The following is a 13790-nucleotide window of genomic DNA, read 5'->3' as shown; positions in this document are numbered from 1 at the left end:
TAGAACGAATTCCTCCTGTTCTTAGCGAGCGTTCCGCGGTTGTTACCGGAATGAGTATTTTCTTGTCATTCGAAGCCGTTAGGCTGGAGCCTTTCGATTCCAGAAGGCCGACGATCTTATAACTGGTGCCATTTAATTGAATCGTCTGACCAACTGGATTTTCGGTTCCAAAAAGGTATTAGCTGTCTCGGTGCCAATCAGAGCAACTTTCATACGGAAATCATTGTCCAAGTCAAGGATAAAACGACCAGATTGGACATGAAAGTTCTGAACTTGCTCATAGGAAGGAACGATGCCTTCAACAGATACCGTATCGTTGATCGTCCCTTTTTTGGCCGTAACACTACCGCTGATGATCGGGGAGACCGCTTTGACGCCTTCGATCTGACCCAAATCCATCGCCTCGTCCAGCGAAAGTGAAGTAGTATTTCCTCTTCCCATAATGTTTACGGTCAATAAATCAGTTCCTAGTCCCTCCAGTTGGGACGTAATTTGTGAAGTGGTACCTTGGCCGACCGAGACGAGTATAATGACTGAGGATACCCCGATGATGATCCCAAGCATCGTCAATAGAGATCTAACCTTGGCCCCAATAATGCTCTTCCAGGCCATTTTGATGCTCTGCAACAGGTTCATACCGCATTCCCCGATCTTCTACGATTCTGCCATCCTGAATGCGAATAACTCTCTTAGCCTGTTCTGCGATGGCTAGATCATGCGTAATGATGATGATCGTATGGCCGAGGGCATTGAGCTTCTTCATTTGCTCCATAACCTCTACTCCGGTTTTACTGTCCAGTGCACCCGTAGGCTCGTCAGCTAGAAGGATCGGGGGATTTCCAGCAATAGCCCTAGCAATCGCCACACGTTGCTGTTGACCACCAGATAGTTCGGAGGGTTTATGATGCATGCGGTCATTCAGGCCAACGACATCTAGCGATTGTTCTACGATTCTTCTTCGTTCTTTATGAGAGACATTCCGGTAAATGAGTGGAAGCTCCACATTCTCGTATGCTGTTAATTTGGAGAGCAGATTAAAGGACTGGAATATAAAGCCGATCTTTTCATTCCGGATTGTAGCCAGCTTATTATCCGACAGCTTCCTGACATCTAGTCCATCCAATAGATAGCTTCCGATATTAGCAATATCAAGGCAGCCAAGCATGTTCATGAGCGTTGATTTGCCAGAGCCTGAGGGCCCGATAATTGCTACGAATTCACCATGATTAATCGTAAATGTAATATCCTCAAGCACGCTCATCATCTCGCCGGCCATCATGTAACCGTGCCCGAGTTGTTTGACTTGAATCAAGGGATGTTGAGACGTTGTGCTAGACATTATTGTCCACCGCCTCTGGTCATGCCGCCTGTACTGCTGTTTCTAGGTACACCTGACATACCGCCGCTAGACATTCCGCCTCCGCCAGACATTCCGCCTCCGAAATCGCTACGGAAGTTACCACCACCCATACCGCCAAATCCTCCGCCCTGCATCATCTGATCCTTTTGTGCATTGCTCGTTGAGGACGCCATAACTGTTGGGAGCACGACTTCATCGCCTTCACTCAGGCCACTGACGATCTCGATATAGTTCTCATTATGAACTCCAACCTCTACTTCCTTAACATTGCCAAGCTGACCACGTCTTCCGAAGCCTGGGTTGCTCGTATTTCCGGTGTTACCAGGATTACTAGTGTCGCCAGTGCTGCCTATATTTTGAGTGTTGCCTGGGTTGCCATTCCATCTGCCAGTTCTACTTTGGGTCCCACCCTCGGTGGCCGTCCCTTTGGCGCCAGTAGGGCTACCTTCGAATCTAGACATCTGGCCCGTAGCCCCTTGCTTATTCGTTGTATCTTGGCTCGACGTCGAGTCAGAGGTATTATCCGAAGGGAGCATAACGACGTATTTATCACCCATTTTTTGCACCGCTTCAACCGGAAGTGTGAGGATATCTTGTTTCTCATTGATAATAATCGTTGCTTCGGCGGACATTCCTACGCGAACTCCATCGGTAGGATTCAATTTGATTGTTACGTCAAACAGAGATACGCCATTAGATGCGGAGCCCTCATTTGAAATATCGGAGACTTCACCTTCAATCTTCGAGTCGGCAGAGCATCCAGCTGGATGCTTGCTTTCATACCTGTTTTGACATTTGGAATATCCAGTTCATCAACTTGTGTTTTGACGCTTAAATTTTGATAATCTGTAATTGCAAATAAATCGCTGCCAGCCCTAGCTTGCTCGCCGGAGGTAATACTAACGGCAGTGACCGTACCTTCGATCGGTGAGATTATTGGATCGGGCGGAAGCATATTTTCTTTAATAGTGGCGATATCCTTTTTAGTCTTATCCATATTTAATTGCTGTTTATCAATCGATTTTTGGGTTTGATTCAGTTCATCATCGGAGGCACCTTGCTGTACTTGTCTTTTGTATTGGCTCTGCAAATCCTCTAGATCCCATTTTTGCGTTTGTAGCGTCGCTTCCTGGGCTTCGAGATTGTCGGATAAATCCTGAGATTCATAGGTTAATAAGGTTTGTCCCTTTTTAACGACATCACCGACCTTTACCAACACTTGTTTGACCTTTCCTTCATCTTTGGTACGAATGGTCTCATTATCTGTGGCAATAACTGAGCCAGAGCCGGAGACACTTTCAGTAATATTCCCCTTGGTGACTTTGGTCGTTCTTTGTTCTGGGGGCGCAGCATCATTGCTCTTTTTTGGAAGCGTTAGCAGTATTGCAGTTACTGCGATGGCCAGTACAATGATTCCAGTTCCGATCCATAACCATTTCTTCTTCATGAATCATTCCAACTTTCTTTAGATCAATTTTTTGCGCAAGTAACACTGATTTTTGGTGAATATTTCGATTAAGCAAAAATCTAATGATGCGCCTAGCAATTCAACTGTTGTTATTGTATTTCGCAAGTATGAAAGGAGCGTGAAATTAAGCTGAATGTAAACTGAACGCAGGCTGAATCTTTGCTGAATACGGGAGTGTCTACCGCCCTGACAGTGGCAAAATATATTTCACGTATTCCTATTAATAAGTGTTGGAAAAATGTTAATGAATTGGATTTTTTTCATACGTAGTTTGGGATATCTGTTATAATGAATTTATATATTTTGGGGGAGGACCTTTTTGAATGAATCAAAATGCGTCAGATCAGCAGTATCAATATTCAACGATGAATAACTATCCACCGCCGTACCCACCGGGACCTCCGGTTGTTCAGAAGACGAACGGCAAATCGATCGCGGCTTTGGTATTGGGAATTTTATCGATCATGATTCCTTATGTCGGTTTTCTTCTGGGGATTATGGCGATTATTTTCTCTAGCTTGTCCTTAAAAGAACTCAAGCGGAGATATGAGCAAGGAAAGGGCTTGGCCATTGCCGGACTTGTTTGTGGCATTATAGGAACTATTATTTATGGGCTTTTGCTATTCATCATTTTGTTTGTGTTCATCATTTACGCTGGAAGCGTGGACAACACGATATACTCCAATTTCTAAAATAGTTCGGTAGAGCATCGGGAGAGCCCGATGCTTTATTTTTTTATAAGGATATCGCTTCTCCGGTGTTCAACACGCTGGAAATGAGCCGGAAAGTTTGTGATAATAGAGACAATTGTACTTTGAGACGAAAGAGGGATTCCATTTGCCACAATCGGATATGACAACAACTACAACAGTAAATCAGGAATATTCAGGAGCCGAGGAGCAGGAGCAAATTGTTCGCCAAATTGCAAAAGAGCTGAATCTGACACTCAAGCAAGTGAGGACGACAGCATCACTATTGGATGAGGGTAACACGATTCCGTTTATTGCTCGTTATCGGAAGGAAATGACGGCGGAGCTTGATGAGAATCAGCTCCGGGATATTGCGGATCGGATGCAATATTTACGCAACCTAGGAGAACGTAAGCGCGAAGTGCTGAGGATCATCGAAGAGCAGGGCAAGCTGACCGATGAGCTTGCAGCGTCGATTACACAAGCGGTGAAGCTGCAGGAAGTTGAGGATTTATATCGTCCGTATAAGCAGAAGCGTAAGACGCGGGCCAGCGTAGCCAAGGAGAAAGGACTCGAACCGCTGGCCAAGTGGATACTGTCGCAGCCGAAGCAGGGGGACCCACTTCAAGAGGCAGCCCAGTATATCGATACTGAGAAGGGTGCCGAAACGGCTGAGGAAGCGATTCAAGGGGCAATGGATATCATTGCTGAGGAGATTTCCGATGAAGCGGCAACCCGTGCTTGGGTACGTCTCTATACGATGGATAACGGGTTCATGGTATCCGAAGCGAAAACGCCTGAAGAAGAGTCTGTGTATGAGATGTACTACAATTATCGGGAAGCTGCCAAGAAAATGCCATCTCACCGTATCTTGGCCATGAACCGCGGCGAGCGGGAAAATGTGCTCAAGGTGTCATTGGAAGTGGAGACGGAAGCGATCCATCGCCATATTGCCGGACGCTGGATCAAAGGCAGCTCGGTCGTGGAAGCTGTGCTTCATGCTGTCATTGAGGATGCTTACAAACGTCTAATTGCCCCTTCGATTGAGCGAGAAGTGCGCGGCGAATTGACCGAGAAGGCGGAGGGGCAGGCGATTGATATTTTTGCCGGTAATTTACGCAATCTTCTCTTGCAGCCTCCGGTGCGCGGGCAACGCGTGCTTGGTGTTGACCCGGCTTATCGCACAGGCTGTAAGCTCGCCGTCGTTGATGAGACTGGCAAGCTATTAGAGGTTGCCGTCACTTACCCGACGCCGCCGAACAACAAGAAGCGGGAAGCTGAGGCTACATTCAATCAACTGATTGACAGATATGGGATATCGCTGATCGTCATTGGCAACGGAACGGCTTCGCGGGAGACGGAGCAATTTGTAGCTGATGTGCTCGCCGGAAGGAAGGGTAAGGGTAATGAACTTGCTTATCTGATCGTCAACGAAGCGGGTGCCAGTGTATATTCTGCTTCTAAGTTAGCTCAAGAAGAATTTCCGGATCTGGATGTTGCGGAGCGTAGTGCGGCATCGATCGCCCGCCGCTTGCAGGACCCGCTTGCTGAATTAGTTAAGATCGAGCCTAAAGCGATCGGTGTAGGACAGTATCAACATGACGTATCCCAGAAGCATCTCGATGAGAGTTTGAAGAATGTCGTAGAATCTGCCGTTAACCATGTTGGTGTCGACGTCAATACGGCATCGCCTTCATTGCTGTCTTATGTATCTGGCGTTAATGCAACGATTGCGAAGAATATTGTGAAATATAGAGATGAGAACGGGATGTTCAAGAGTCGTAAGGAACTACAGAAGGTGCCACGCCTAGGTGCTAAAACCTATGAACAGTGCATCGGCTTTCTGCGTATTAATGACGGCAGCTTCGAACTGGACCGTACGCCGATTCATCCAGAATCCTATGAAGTAGTGGAGCGGTTATTTGCTGAACTTGGCGTAAATAAGGAACAGCTCGGATCCAAAGAGCTGAATAGTAAGCTGGGTGCTGTACAGCCTGAGGCGGTTGCAGCGCAATTGGAAGTCGGCGTGCCAACGCTGCGTGATATTGTAGACAGCTTGCAGCGCCCTGGCCGCGATCCACGTGAGGAACTGCCGTTGCCGATCTTCCGCACCGATGTACTCAAGATCGAGGATCTGACGCCGGGGATGGAACTGCAAGGTACGGTACGTAATGTGATCGATTTCGGCGCCTTTGTGGATATCGGCATTAAAAATGACGGTCTCGTGCATATTTCACAGCTTAGCGATCGCTTCGTGAAGCACCCGATGGATGTTGTCTCTGTAGGGGATAATGTGACTGTTTGGGTATTGAATGTGGATCTCAAGAAGGGAAGAGTTGGCTTAACGATGCGCAAACCTGCTGATTCTGGTAACTGACCGGTACAGCTATAAAGAGGATTAAACTATAGTGAGTATATAGACGAAAAAAGACCATTCCTGTTGATCAGGAAGGTCTTTTTTCGTGTAGGTCTACGTCACCCACCCGCTGCGAATAGCAAGGACCACCGCCTGTGTCCGGTCTTCTGCACCTATTTTTTGCAATATGCGGTGAACATGTGTTTTGACGGTGCTCTCACTGATATGAAGCTTGGCGGCGATATCTTCATTTTTTAGCCCGTAGGCCATCTCTTGGAGTACTTCAAGCTCCCGCTCGGTTAATGGATCCGGTAGATTGGGTGGACTATTTGATTGCTGTTTGGTTTGAGCGGACTGGTGTAGTGCTTCTGTAATCAATTTGGCTGCTGCAGAGGTGCGGTATATCGCCTCACCACGGCTGGCAGCACGGATCGAACCCAGTAGTTCTTCCGGTTCGGCATCCTTCAGCAAATATCCAACCGCACCTGCGCGGATACCCTCATATACATATTCCTCCAGATCAAAGGTGGTCAGAATAATTACCTTGCTATCAGGCAGCAGACGTTTTAGCTCGCGGGTAGCCTCAATTCCGTCCAACTCGGGCATTTGCACATCCATGAGTACGATATGAGGACGTTCCTTAAGGGCCAAATTGACGGCGTCATGGCCGTTGCTGGCCTCTCCGCACCACTCCATATCCTTTTGAACTTTAATTATAAACCCGAGCCCATTGCGAATAAGGGGCTGGTCATCCGCGATCAGGACACGAATACGTTCAGGTTGCATCAATGTTAACCACCTCGCTTTTTGTGCTTACAGATCGTGGAAGCTGTATAGTGAGTTCCAATCCATGCGGATGTATAGGCTGAATGGTCATGGTGCCTCCGGCTTTATCGCATCGTCCTTTCATGGCAGTGAGTCCAAAGCCAGGTATAATGGCAGACTGGGCCTGACCGTCATCTCGAATGATCATTATGATATAATCGTTATCCTCCGTAAGGTATACACTGGCACTTGAAGCCATCGCATGACGTGAAATATTGGTCAAAGCTTCCTGCAGAATCCGATACAACACATATATCTGGTTAGGGGCGACTTCTTCATGGATGTCAGCGGCAAAAGAAACAGGCAGCCCGTTCTGTTTGCTGAAGTTGTGCGACAGCTTCTGAAGTTCATGAAGGCCGGAAATCTGATAGGAGAGCCCCATCTCATGAACGACGGATCTAACATCTTGGAGGCAGCTGCGTGCAATCTCAGTGACGTTCCGCAGCGCTGAACCGGCTTCTTCAGGTGAAGCTTCGACCATATAGGGAAGTGCCTGTAGTTGTACGATTACGGAGGTCAAGCCGTGACCGATACTATCATGGATATCTGCAGCAATGCGGCTTCGCTCTTCAAAAACTGCATAACGGAGCGATCGTTCAGAGGCCTCTTCCAATTCCAGATGTGCCTTATGAAGCTGTACATAAGCACTTTCGAGTTGTTGATGGGCGACCTTTAGTTCTTCGTGATGGCGTTCTTTCATGAGCCGCGTTTCTTTTCTGGTTCTGCTACCCCATAACATCAGATATATCGCTGCAAGTGCTAAAGTGTAGGTTACCAGCGATTCGAAGCTATGCTGCTCGACGTAATATAAGATATTAGCAGCAATGATAGCAGTAACTACGGTATACCCTGCGGAATACGCAGTCGGCAATCTATATGTCACCCAGATGATCAAAAATGCAAACACAGTAACGATTGCCCCATTCAAGCCAAATCCTAGCCAAGCTGCAAAGGCGAAGATCACGCCAAAAATGGCGGCACCCAGAACCATTCCATATTTCTGTATGGCAGTAGGCCACCAGAGCAGACAGATGCAATAGATGATTAATAGCGCGCCCGGTAGAGCGTTATGGAGCGGTTCGTGTAGCAGGTCTTGGATCACAGGAAAGGCTAGCAGCAGGCTCACCAGAAGTGTTCTAGGTCGCAATAGGGATACAGAGGGTTGTTTTGGTGTATCGCCTGTGTTCATCATCCACCTCCTTGACAGCACTTACGGATTTTTAAGATTTTTCTAACGTGTCTTTGTTATACCCAATATCCTTTAAACTCTGCGACGATTCAGCATCGCTTGGTAACGCTGATAAATGATGTAGCGGCGCGCACTGACGGAGCCGAGTGAGATAAACAATAGGGCATTTGCAAAACTAACGAGGGCATGCGTTTTTCCCCAATACTCGAGAGTAAGCCGAAGTACCAATACACTTACGAAAATAAGGATGCTGAAAAGCGAGCCTTGGATAGAAATCTTTCCATCTTGACGAAAACGCATTTTTTCCAGTTTACCTCTTATTACGCCAAGCGCCAATCCAATTATCAAGCATAGTGCAAATAAAGCGAGAGTTGTAAAGCCTACATTCTGCCACTGGATGGAGGGAAGTATGATATAGGCCCAGAGTGCCGGCATGATCCACATGGTTTTCGGTTTCACCGTCTTTTCTCTTACCGACAGCCAAAGGATCAGAAGGAATATAACGATATAACTTGTATAATTGTCCATTATTTATACCACCTCATTAATATTCTAAGTTAATTACAGAATATCAATGGTTGACGAAGCTTGAATCCTACGCGGTATTGATCTTTACTCGGACAGATACATCTGGAGATGTACGGGGAAAGCGGAAAACAGCGATATCGCTCTATCGACTCACGAAGTTAAAGTGAATATGAAGCGATAAGGTTCTTACGGTTGTAACAGAGGTTATTACAGGGAAATAATCGATGTTGCAATTCTAACGGTTGTGGTTGACGTTATTTGGGCAAATATGGAGAGTTTTCTGTGAAAAACAGCCAAATAAGCTCGCCCGTAACCGTTATAATCTGAATCAGGGCATTTTGTGTTAAATAAGCGTTGTCACAACCGTTAGAGTTTGAGGGCAACTATCTGGCTGCTGTGCAGATGATGATCTTTATGCAGCGAATTGACAGGTGGGAAGTCGCTGGGAGCAAGAGTGGGGACGGGCGAGGCACGCACGAGGCACCGAAAAATGAGTGACGCCAAAGGGGGAGAGATAGGGCGGCACAAATTTATCGTTTACTACCTTGCAGAATTGTGCCGTTTTAGTTCCATTGTGATGCAATATGTATTGATATTTCATATATGATTTAATAAAAAAGGGCAGAAACAATTCTGCCCTTCACTCTAGTAACTATGATTTGGAACGATGTAGATGATTCGAGCTCGTATTAGGTCCCTGATGGTTATAGTAGAAGAACCAGCAATCATTGAGCAACCGTATCTGACGGCGGTCCCGATTGTGGAAGGCACGCATGATCTGATTACTTAGCCAAGTTGGCAATGATATCTCCTCCTCCGGCATTCTTAGTACGTTTAGCATATGGGGAATGCCAGAAAAAGTGCAGGTCCTCAACTTAGAGGTAGTTCAAAAAGTCCGCTTTTGATAAGAAAACCTATCGAAGTAATTCAAGGATGAGCGACCGCGATACAAAGGTAGGTTTTCTTGCGATATAGAATTTCATCAACTTCGTTGATAACTTATAAATTCTATATCTAACACGAAGTGAATCAGGGAGTGGATTCGACATTCGAATCTTGAATTCAGCCGGGCCTTCCGGTGCTCACGTACCCAAAACGTACGCTTCGCTCCTCAGCCCCTAGCTTCATCCAACCTTCTCGGTGCTGAAAACCGATCTTTTTGAACAAGTATTTCAAGAGGAAGTTCAAAAAGCTTCTTCCTCGTACCATTGTTCGAGCTGTGCCTGTAATGCGCGAATTTCCGTAAGCAAGGAGATGAGAGGATAGTTCTCCTCTTGAATTGCTGCAAAGACGGATTCCAATTCATTGATATAATCGATTCCACTGGTGATATGTAAGGATGGTTGCAGCAGATCCAAGCGGTCGCATTCCGCGATGGCTAGCGGCAAGCTTGGAACATTAGCGGCGGTAAGCTTGGCGATTTCCTTGTTCAAACGCAAATTAAGTGCGCTAAGCTGATAGGCATATTCTTCAGGCATTTCAACAAACTTTAAATCTGCATTTTGCTGTAAAATAACATATCTCATCGAAGGCATCACAAATAATCTCCTTTGTCCTGTCATTACTACTTGACAGTGTAGCGTAAGAAGAAGTTAAAATTCAAGTACAATCGGCAGCATAAAGGCAGTAATGTTGGCCGTGGTATGATAGAATCGGATGGATTAATTAAGTAAGAGGAGAAACTGCAACTATGGACGATACTCAGCTTCAGGCCTGGATCGAGGCGATTTCATTGCACAGCTTTGGCGTTCCTTTTCGTCATAAGGCTTCTTTCAATCGGCGTCTGAGAACGACAGGAGGGCGCTATTTTCTGAAGAGCCATAACATTGAAATCAATCCGGCACAATTGCATACCTACGGTAAGGAAGAGGTAGAGAAGATTATCAAGCACGAGCTGTGCCATTATCATCTTCACTTGTCAGGACGGGGTTACCGCCATCGCGATCCTGAGTTCAAAGCTCTGCTGCAAAAGGTTGATGGAAGCCGTTATTGCCAGTCACTTCCGGGGAGCGCGAATCGGAGAAGCTTGCCTTATCGGTATAAATTAATCTGTGCCCGCTGCGGGATGGAATATATGCGTAAACGGAAGGTAGATCCTGCACGATATCGCTGCGGAAAATGTTCAGGTGCTTTGAAGCTGCATACGATATAGGAATATAATTTTATATGTTATACTGAAGGCATATTAGCAGGAGGAGTGATATTTGTATGGCGACATTGAAGGCGAAGAAATTCCGACAAAAATGCGAAAGGGAAGGAAAACGTAATCCGGAGATGGAACGGAGTCAGTTTGCTCTCGTGGATATGAGAACTAGACGGACGAAGAGCAAGCTGGAGCAATTGAACAGGAATAAACATAAGAACCATCGTTCCTATTATGGAGAAGATGGTTCTTTTTATTTGGACTTTGTTTCCGCATTGTGAAAAGGGTGAAGAACATTTCGAACCGCTCACGATCATCCTCACCGGAAGATTTGTCATGTTGTTCACAGAACTCGTTGATCATCACGAATAACGCTTCAACTTCCTGCTCCGTTAAATAAACATTTGTATTTGTAAGATTCCCCTTCGGTCTGCCGGTGGTGGAAACTTGCAAGAAGCGCTTTTTATTTTCGTCATATAAGTTCGAGATGAGCTTCTCGGTTTCGGATTGAAAGACCTGCTGTATCTTCTCATCGGCTCCACTTTTGTTAATGATGACTTGCCCCTTAAAGGGTTCATAATATTTAGCCGTGATCCCATTGATCAGTTTGGTGTCAACTAATTGCAGCATACCGATGCTTTCCAGTTTCTTGGCGTGATAATACACTTTGGCGGGCACTTCCTGAAGAGCATCGGCTACCTCTTTTATAGTTGCAGGCCGATTGAAATTTTGAAATTCATTCATGATTTGAATGCGATAGGGATCGGAATAAATCCGGACCTCTTCCAATGTTTTGAGTTTGAGTTCCTTCTTCACGGCGTGCCTCCCGAATCATTATGCATTGAATTTGCTGCATTTGCTGCTTTATTTAGTATAACTCATGTAAGGGAAAGCACAAGACAGGATAGCTCTCTTAAATTTGCCGGAAGCTCTTCTGACTCAATAAGTAGAAGAACGGCAGAATCATCAATAACCCGAAAATAAGGAATAATATATCTACCTTTATCCATCCTCCCAGAATGCCTGCTAAAGAACCTCCAATCGGTACTGCAATCGTGCAAACCATGCCGTAAATGGCACCGACTCTTCCGAGCAGTTCCTTCGGTACCGTCTCCATAAAATAAGTGGACGATGGGGTGCTGACAAGTGAAACTGAAAGACCCATACAAAAAGTGATTATAATCGCTAAATAGATTGAATTTATATGGACTAAGGTAGGTAAGTATAACAGTGCATAACTTAGCCCTAACATCATATAGCCTATCAGAATAAGCTGACACTTTTTGAATTTGCTACCTTTCCGACTGATCCATAATGAACTCACGATCATGCCACTGATCAGACCAATTCCGAGCATGCTGAGTCCTTGCGGACCGGATTTAAGAATCTCTGCCACATACACTGGAGTCAGAACATTATAAGGGGCAAGACATAGATTTACGTAAGCGGCCGCTATAACTATTGTGATGATGAGACGATTCGAAGCTAGGAACTTTAATCCGATTTTGACATCTTTGAAAAAAGATTGGGGCTCTGTTGATTCGTTTTTATCAGGTGAGGCTGTTTTTTCTTCATGAGTGCGGATAAATACTATAAGTGTAGTAGCAGCGAAGAAGGTGATTCCGTTGATGAGTATCGCTCCGGAAATCCCTAGAAAAGCAATAATACCACCTGCAATTGCGAGCCCGGCCAGTTCGGCCGTTCTTGTTGCGGAAGTGCTGATAGAGTTGGCGCTCAGCAATTTTTCTTTGGGCAGCAGATTTGGAACCAGTGCCATTTCAGCGGGATAAGAGAAGCATTCAATGGTGGCGATGAAGAGGGTTATAACATACAGATGCCAAGGCAGTAACCACCCCAACCAATACAGTAGCGCTGTGAAAATGACAAGTGAGCCGCGTAGTGAATAAGTGACAAGGAGGACTTTTCGCTTCGACCAACGATCCACCAGAGCTCCTGAGAAGAAATTTAATAATATCCCTGGTACATAATTAAGAGCGAATAAAGTTCCCATCATGATTTCTGATCCCGTGAGTTTATAGACCATCCAGCTGTAAGCAATCGCGTCGATTGAATCGCCGAAGTGGGATATAACTCGGGCAAGGAGCAAGTAAATAAATGATTTGAAAGCAAATAGACTGGAGAGCTTCTTTTCTTTACTTAAGGCACCTTCAGTCATGGCTTTAGGCATAGCTTCTGACATAGACATCTTCCTCTCGGTAAAATATTTTACTCATTCAGTTTTATTTAACATTAAAAATATTTTGACGTTGATATCATTATATCCACGATTTGGAATTTGGCAAGAGGAAAGTGAGATTTTTTTGAATTTTTTTTGCCTAGCTTGTCCGCTTCTTGTAATGCGTGTTCAAAAGAGGCTTTTCAGCACCGAGAAGGTTGGATGAAGCTAGGGACTGAGGAGCGGAGCGTAGGCAAAACCTACGTGAGCACCGGAAGGTCCGGCTGAATTCAAGATTCGATGTCCAGATACTTCTTGATTCAATTCGTGATCAAAAGCGGACTTTTTGAACAACCTCTTATATCTTGACTTTCTGATGAAAGCGTAATAAAATTAGTTCTATTCTGATAGTTGTTAATGTTCCCTGATAGCTCAGTTGGTAGAGCACTCGACTGTTAATCGAGTTGTCACAGGTTCGAGTCCTGTTCGGGAGCCATTTTCTTGGAGAGATACCCAAGTGGCTATAAGGGGACCCTCTGCTAAGGGGTTAGACTGCGTAAGCGGTGCGAGGGTTCGAATCCCTCTCTCCGTTGGAATACAACGTCAAGAAGCTCCCGCGCGTATGCGTCGGGAGTTTTTTTCTGTTTGTGGGGAGCGCTTAAGAACGGTGTTTCGCTGCATGCCAGTGATAGTATAGTGCATGCCACTGGTAGGTGTAACGACTGCTAGAGGATACTTAAAGACAGTAAGCACACTAAAAAATGCAAAAATGCAGTTTTTAAGCTGCAGATTTGCTGATTCTATCCAAGTTCCTGCAAATATGCAGGAATTTTCGGTCAGAACATTGAAATCGAGCTTTTTAATATAAAAAAACTGCATTTGTGCAGGAATTCCTGGTTTATAGGATTTTAGTCTATCAAAAAACTGCACTTCCGCAGGAATTTTCAACGCATAGGAGCTAAACAGAGTTTTAATGCGCGCGACTGGCGAAGTAACGATAAAATCTACCGTCTTCTAGGTTGAACGGCGGCATTTATTTCCTAGTATCTAGCAGAC

The 13790-nt window shown here is 45.4% G+C and carries 15 protein-coding genes, 2 tRNA genes and 1 pseudogene; 6 read left to right on the top strand and 12 right to left on the bottom strand.

The window, feature by feature from the left end:
* Positions 1-4 precede the first annotated feature (4 nt).
* The 4 genes and pseudogenes from RE628_RS21930 to RE628_RS21915 form a co-directional block, all read right to left on the bottom strand.
* A pseudogene (locus tag RE628_RS21930) lies at positions 5-564 on the bottom strand (ABC transporter permease); the annotation flags it as partial.
* A 13-nt stretch (positions 565-577) separates the two neighbouring features.
* Positions 578-1339: an ABC transporter ATP-binding protein gene (locus tag RE628_RS21925; protein WP_309155029.1), complete on the bottom strand. Its 762-nt coding sequence runs from the start codon at positions 1337-1339 to the stop codon at positions 578-580.
* On the bottom strand, positions 1339-1992 hold the full coding sequence (locus tag RE628_RS21920; RefSeq protein WP_309155028.1) for a hypothetical protein: 654 nt from the start codon (positions 1990-1992) through the stop codon (positions 1339-1341). The genes RE628_RS21925 and RE628_RS21920 overlap by 1 nt, the downstream gene beginning before the upstream one ends.
* A 38-nt stretch (positions 1993-2030) precedes the next feature.
* Entirely contained in the window at positions 2031-2807 is a 777-nt protein-coding gene (locus RE628_RS21915; RefSeq protein ID WP_309155027.1) for an efflux RND transporter periplasmic adaptor subunit, read from the bottom strand.
* Between the two features lie 344 nt (positions 2808-3151).
* Between RE628_RS21915 and RE628_RS21910 the strand changes: the two genes are divergently transcribed.
* Positions 3152-3520, top strand: a complete 369-nt coding sequence (locus tag RE628_RS21910; RefSeq protein ID WP_309155026.1) for a DUF4190 domain-containing protein — start codon at positions 3152-3154, stop codon at positions 3518-3520.
* A gap of 160 nt (positions 3521-3680) precedes the next feature.
* Positions 3681-5894, top strand: coding sequence for a Tex family protein (locus RE628_RS21905; RefSeq protein ID WP_309155025.1), 2214 nt, complete (start codon positions 3681-3683; stop codon positions 5892-5894).
* Positions 5895-5987: 93 nt separating this feature from the next.
* Here the strand turns inward: RE628_RS21905 and RE628_RS21900 are convergent, their stop codons facing one another.
* From RE628_RS21900 to RE628_RS21890, 3 genes are all read right to left on the bottom strand, one after another.
* Positions 5988-6659, bottom strand: a complete 672-nt coding sequence (locus RE628_RS21900; protein WP_309155024.1) for a response regulator transcription factor — start codon at positions 6657-6659, stop codon at positions 5988-5990.
* Positions 6649-7890 (bottom strand): sensor histidine kinase, encoded by a 1242-nt coding sequence (locus RE628_RS21895; RefSeq protein WP_309155023.1) that lies wholly within the window; start codon positions 7888-7890, stop codon positions 6649-6651. Before RE628_RS21895 ends, RE628_RS21900 begins: the two co-directional genes overlap by 11 nt.
* Positions 7891-7959: 69 nt before the next feature.
* Positions 7960-8415 (bottom strand): CcdC protein domain-containing protein, encoded by a 456-nt coding sequence (locus RE628_RS21890; protein ID WP_309155022.1) that lies wholly within the window; start codon positions 8413-8415, stop codon positions 7960-7962.
* A 354-nt stretch (positions 8416-8769) separates the two neighbouring features.
* On the opposite strand from RE628_RS21890, the gene RE628_RS21885 reads away from it, so the two are divergent.
* A complete protein-coding gene (locus RE628_RS21885) occupies positions 8770-8913 on the top strand; it encodes a hypothetical protein (protein WP_309155021.1) in 144 nt (47 codons plus the stop codon).
* Between the two features lie 154 nt (positions 8914-9067).
* Here the strand turns inward: RE628_RS21885 and cmpA are convergent, their stop codons facing one another.
* Positions 9068-9217 carry a cortex morphogenetic protein CmpA gene (gene cmpA / locus RE628_RS21880; RefSeq protein ID WP_309155020.1) on the bottom strand — a complete coding sequence of 50 codons (150 nt, stop codon included), beginning with the start codon at positions 9215-9217 and terminating at the stop codon, positions 9068-9070.
* A 382-nt stretch (positions 9218-9599) separates the two neighbouring features.
* The gene (locus RE628_RS21875; protein WP_309155019.1) at positions 9600-9950 is read right to left on the bottom strand and encodes a hydrolase/acyltransferase; all 351 of its coding nucleotides are present in this window, start codon (positions 9948-9950) and stop codon (positions 9600-9602) included.
* Between the two features lie 155 nt (positions 9951-10105).
* On the opposite strand from RE628_RS21875, the gene RE628_RS21870 reads away from it, so the two are divergent.
* Positions 10106-10567, top strand: a complete 462-nt coding sequence (locus RE628_RS21870) for a SprT family protein (protein ID WP_309155018.1) — start codon at positions 10106-10108, stop codon at positions 10565-10567.
* 159 nt (positions 10568-10726) lie between these two features.
* Here RE628_RS21870 and RE628_RS21865 read toward each other — a convergent pair whose 3' ends face one another.
* Positions 10727-11374: a helix-turn-helix domain-containing protein gene (locus tag RE628_RS21865; protein ID WP_309155017.1), complete on the bottom strand. Its 648-nt coding sequence runs from the start codon at positions 11372-11374 to the stop codon at positions 10727-10729.
* Between the two features lie 97 nt (positions 11375-11471).
* Entirely contained in the window at positions 11472-12758 is a 1287-nt protein-coding gene (locus RE628_RS21860; protein WP_309155016.1) for an MFS transporter, read from the bottom strand.
* A gap of 397 nt (positions 12759-13155) precedes the next feature.
* Here RE628_RS21860 and RE628_RS21855 point away from each other — a divergent pair.
* Together RE628_RS21855 and RE628_RS21850 are read left to right on the top strand one after the other, a co-directional pair.
* A tRNA-Asn gene (locus RE628_RS21855) sits at positions 13156-13230 on the top strand.
* A 7-nt stretch (positions 13231-13237) separates the two neighbouring features.
* A tRNA-Ser gene (locus tag RE628_RS21850) sits at positions 13238-13324 on the top strand.
* A gap of 13 nt (positions 13325-13337) precedes the next feature.
* Here RE628_RS21850 and RE628_RS21845 read toward each other — a convergent pair.
* On the bottom strand, positions 13338-13682 hold the full coding sequence (locus RE628_RS21845; protein WP_309155015.1) for a hypothetical protein: 345 nt from the start codon (positions 13680-13682) through the stop codon (positions 13338-13340).
* Between the last annotated feature and the right edge of the window lie 108 nt (positions 13683-13790).

It is taken from the genome of Paenibacillus sp. D2_2 (genome assembly GCF_031199965.1).
In the GTDB taxonomy this organism is placed as follows: domain Bacteria; phylum Bacillota; class Bacilli; order Paenibacillales; family Paenibacillaceae; genus Fontibacillus.
This window is presented reverse-complemented; position numbering and strand designations above follow the sequence as displayed.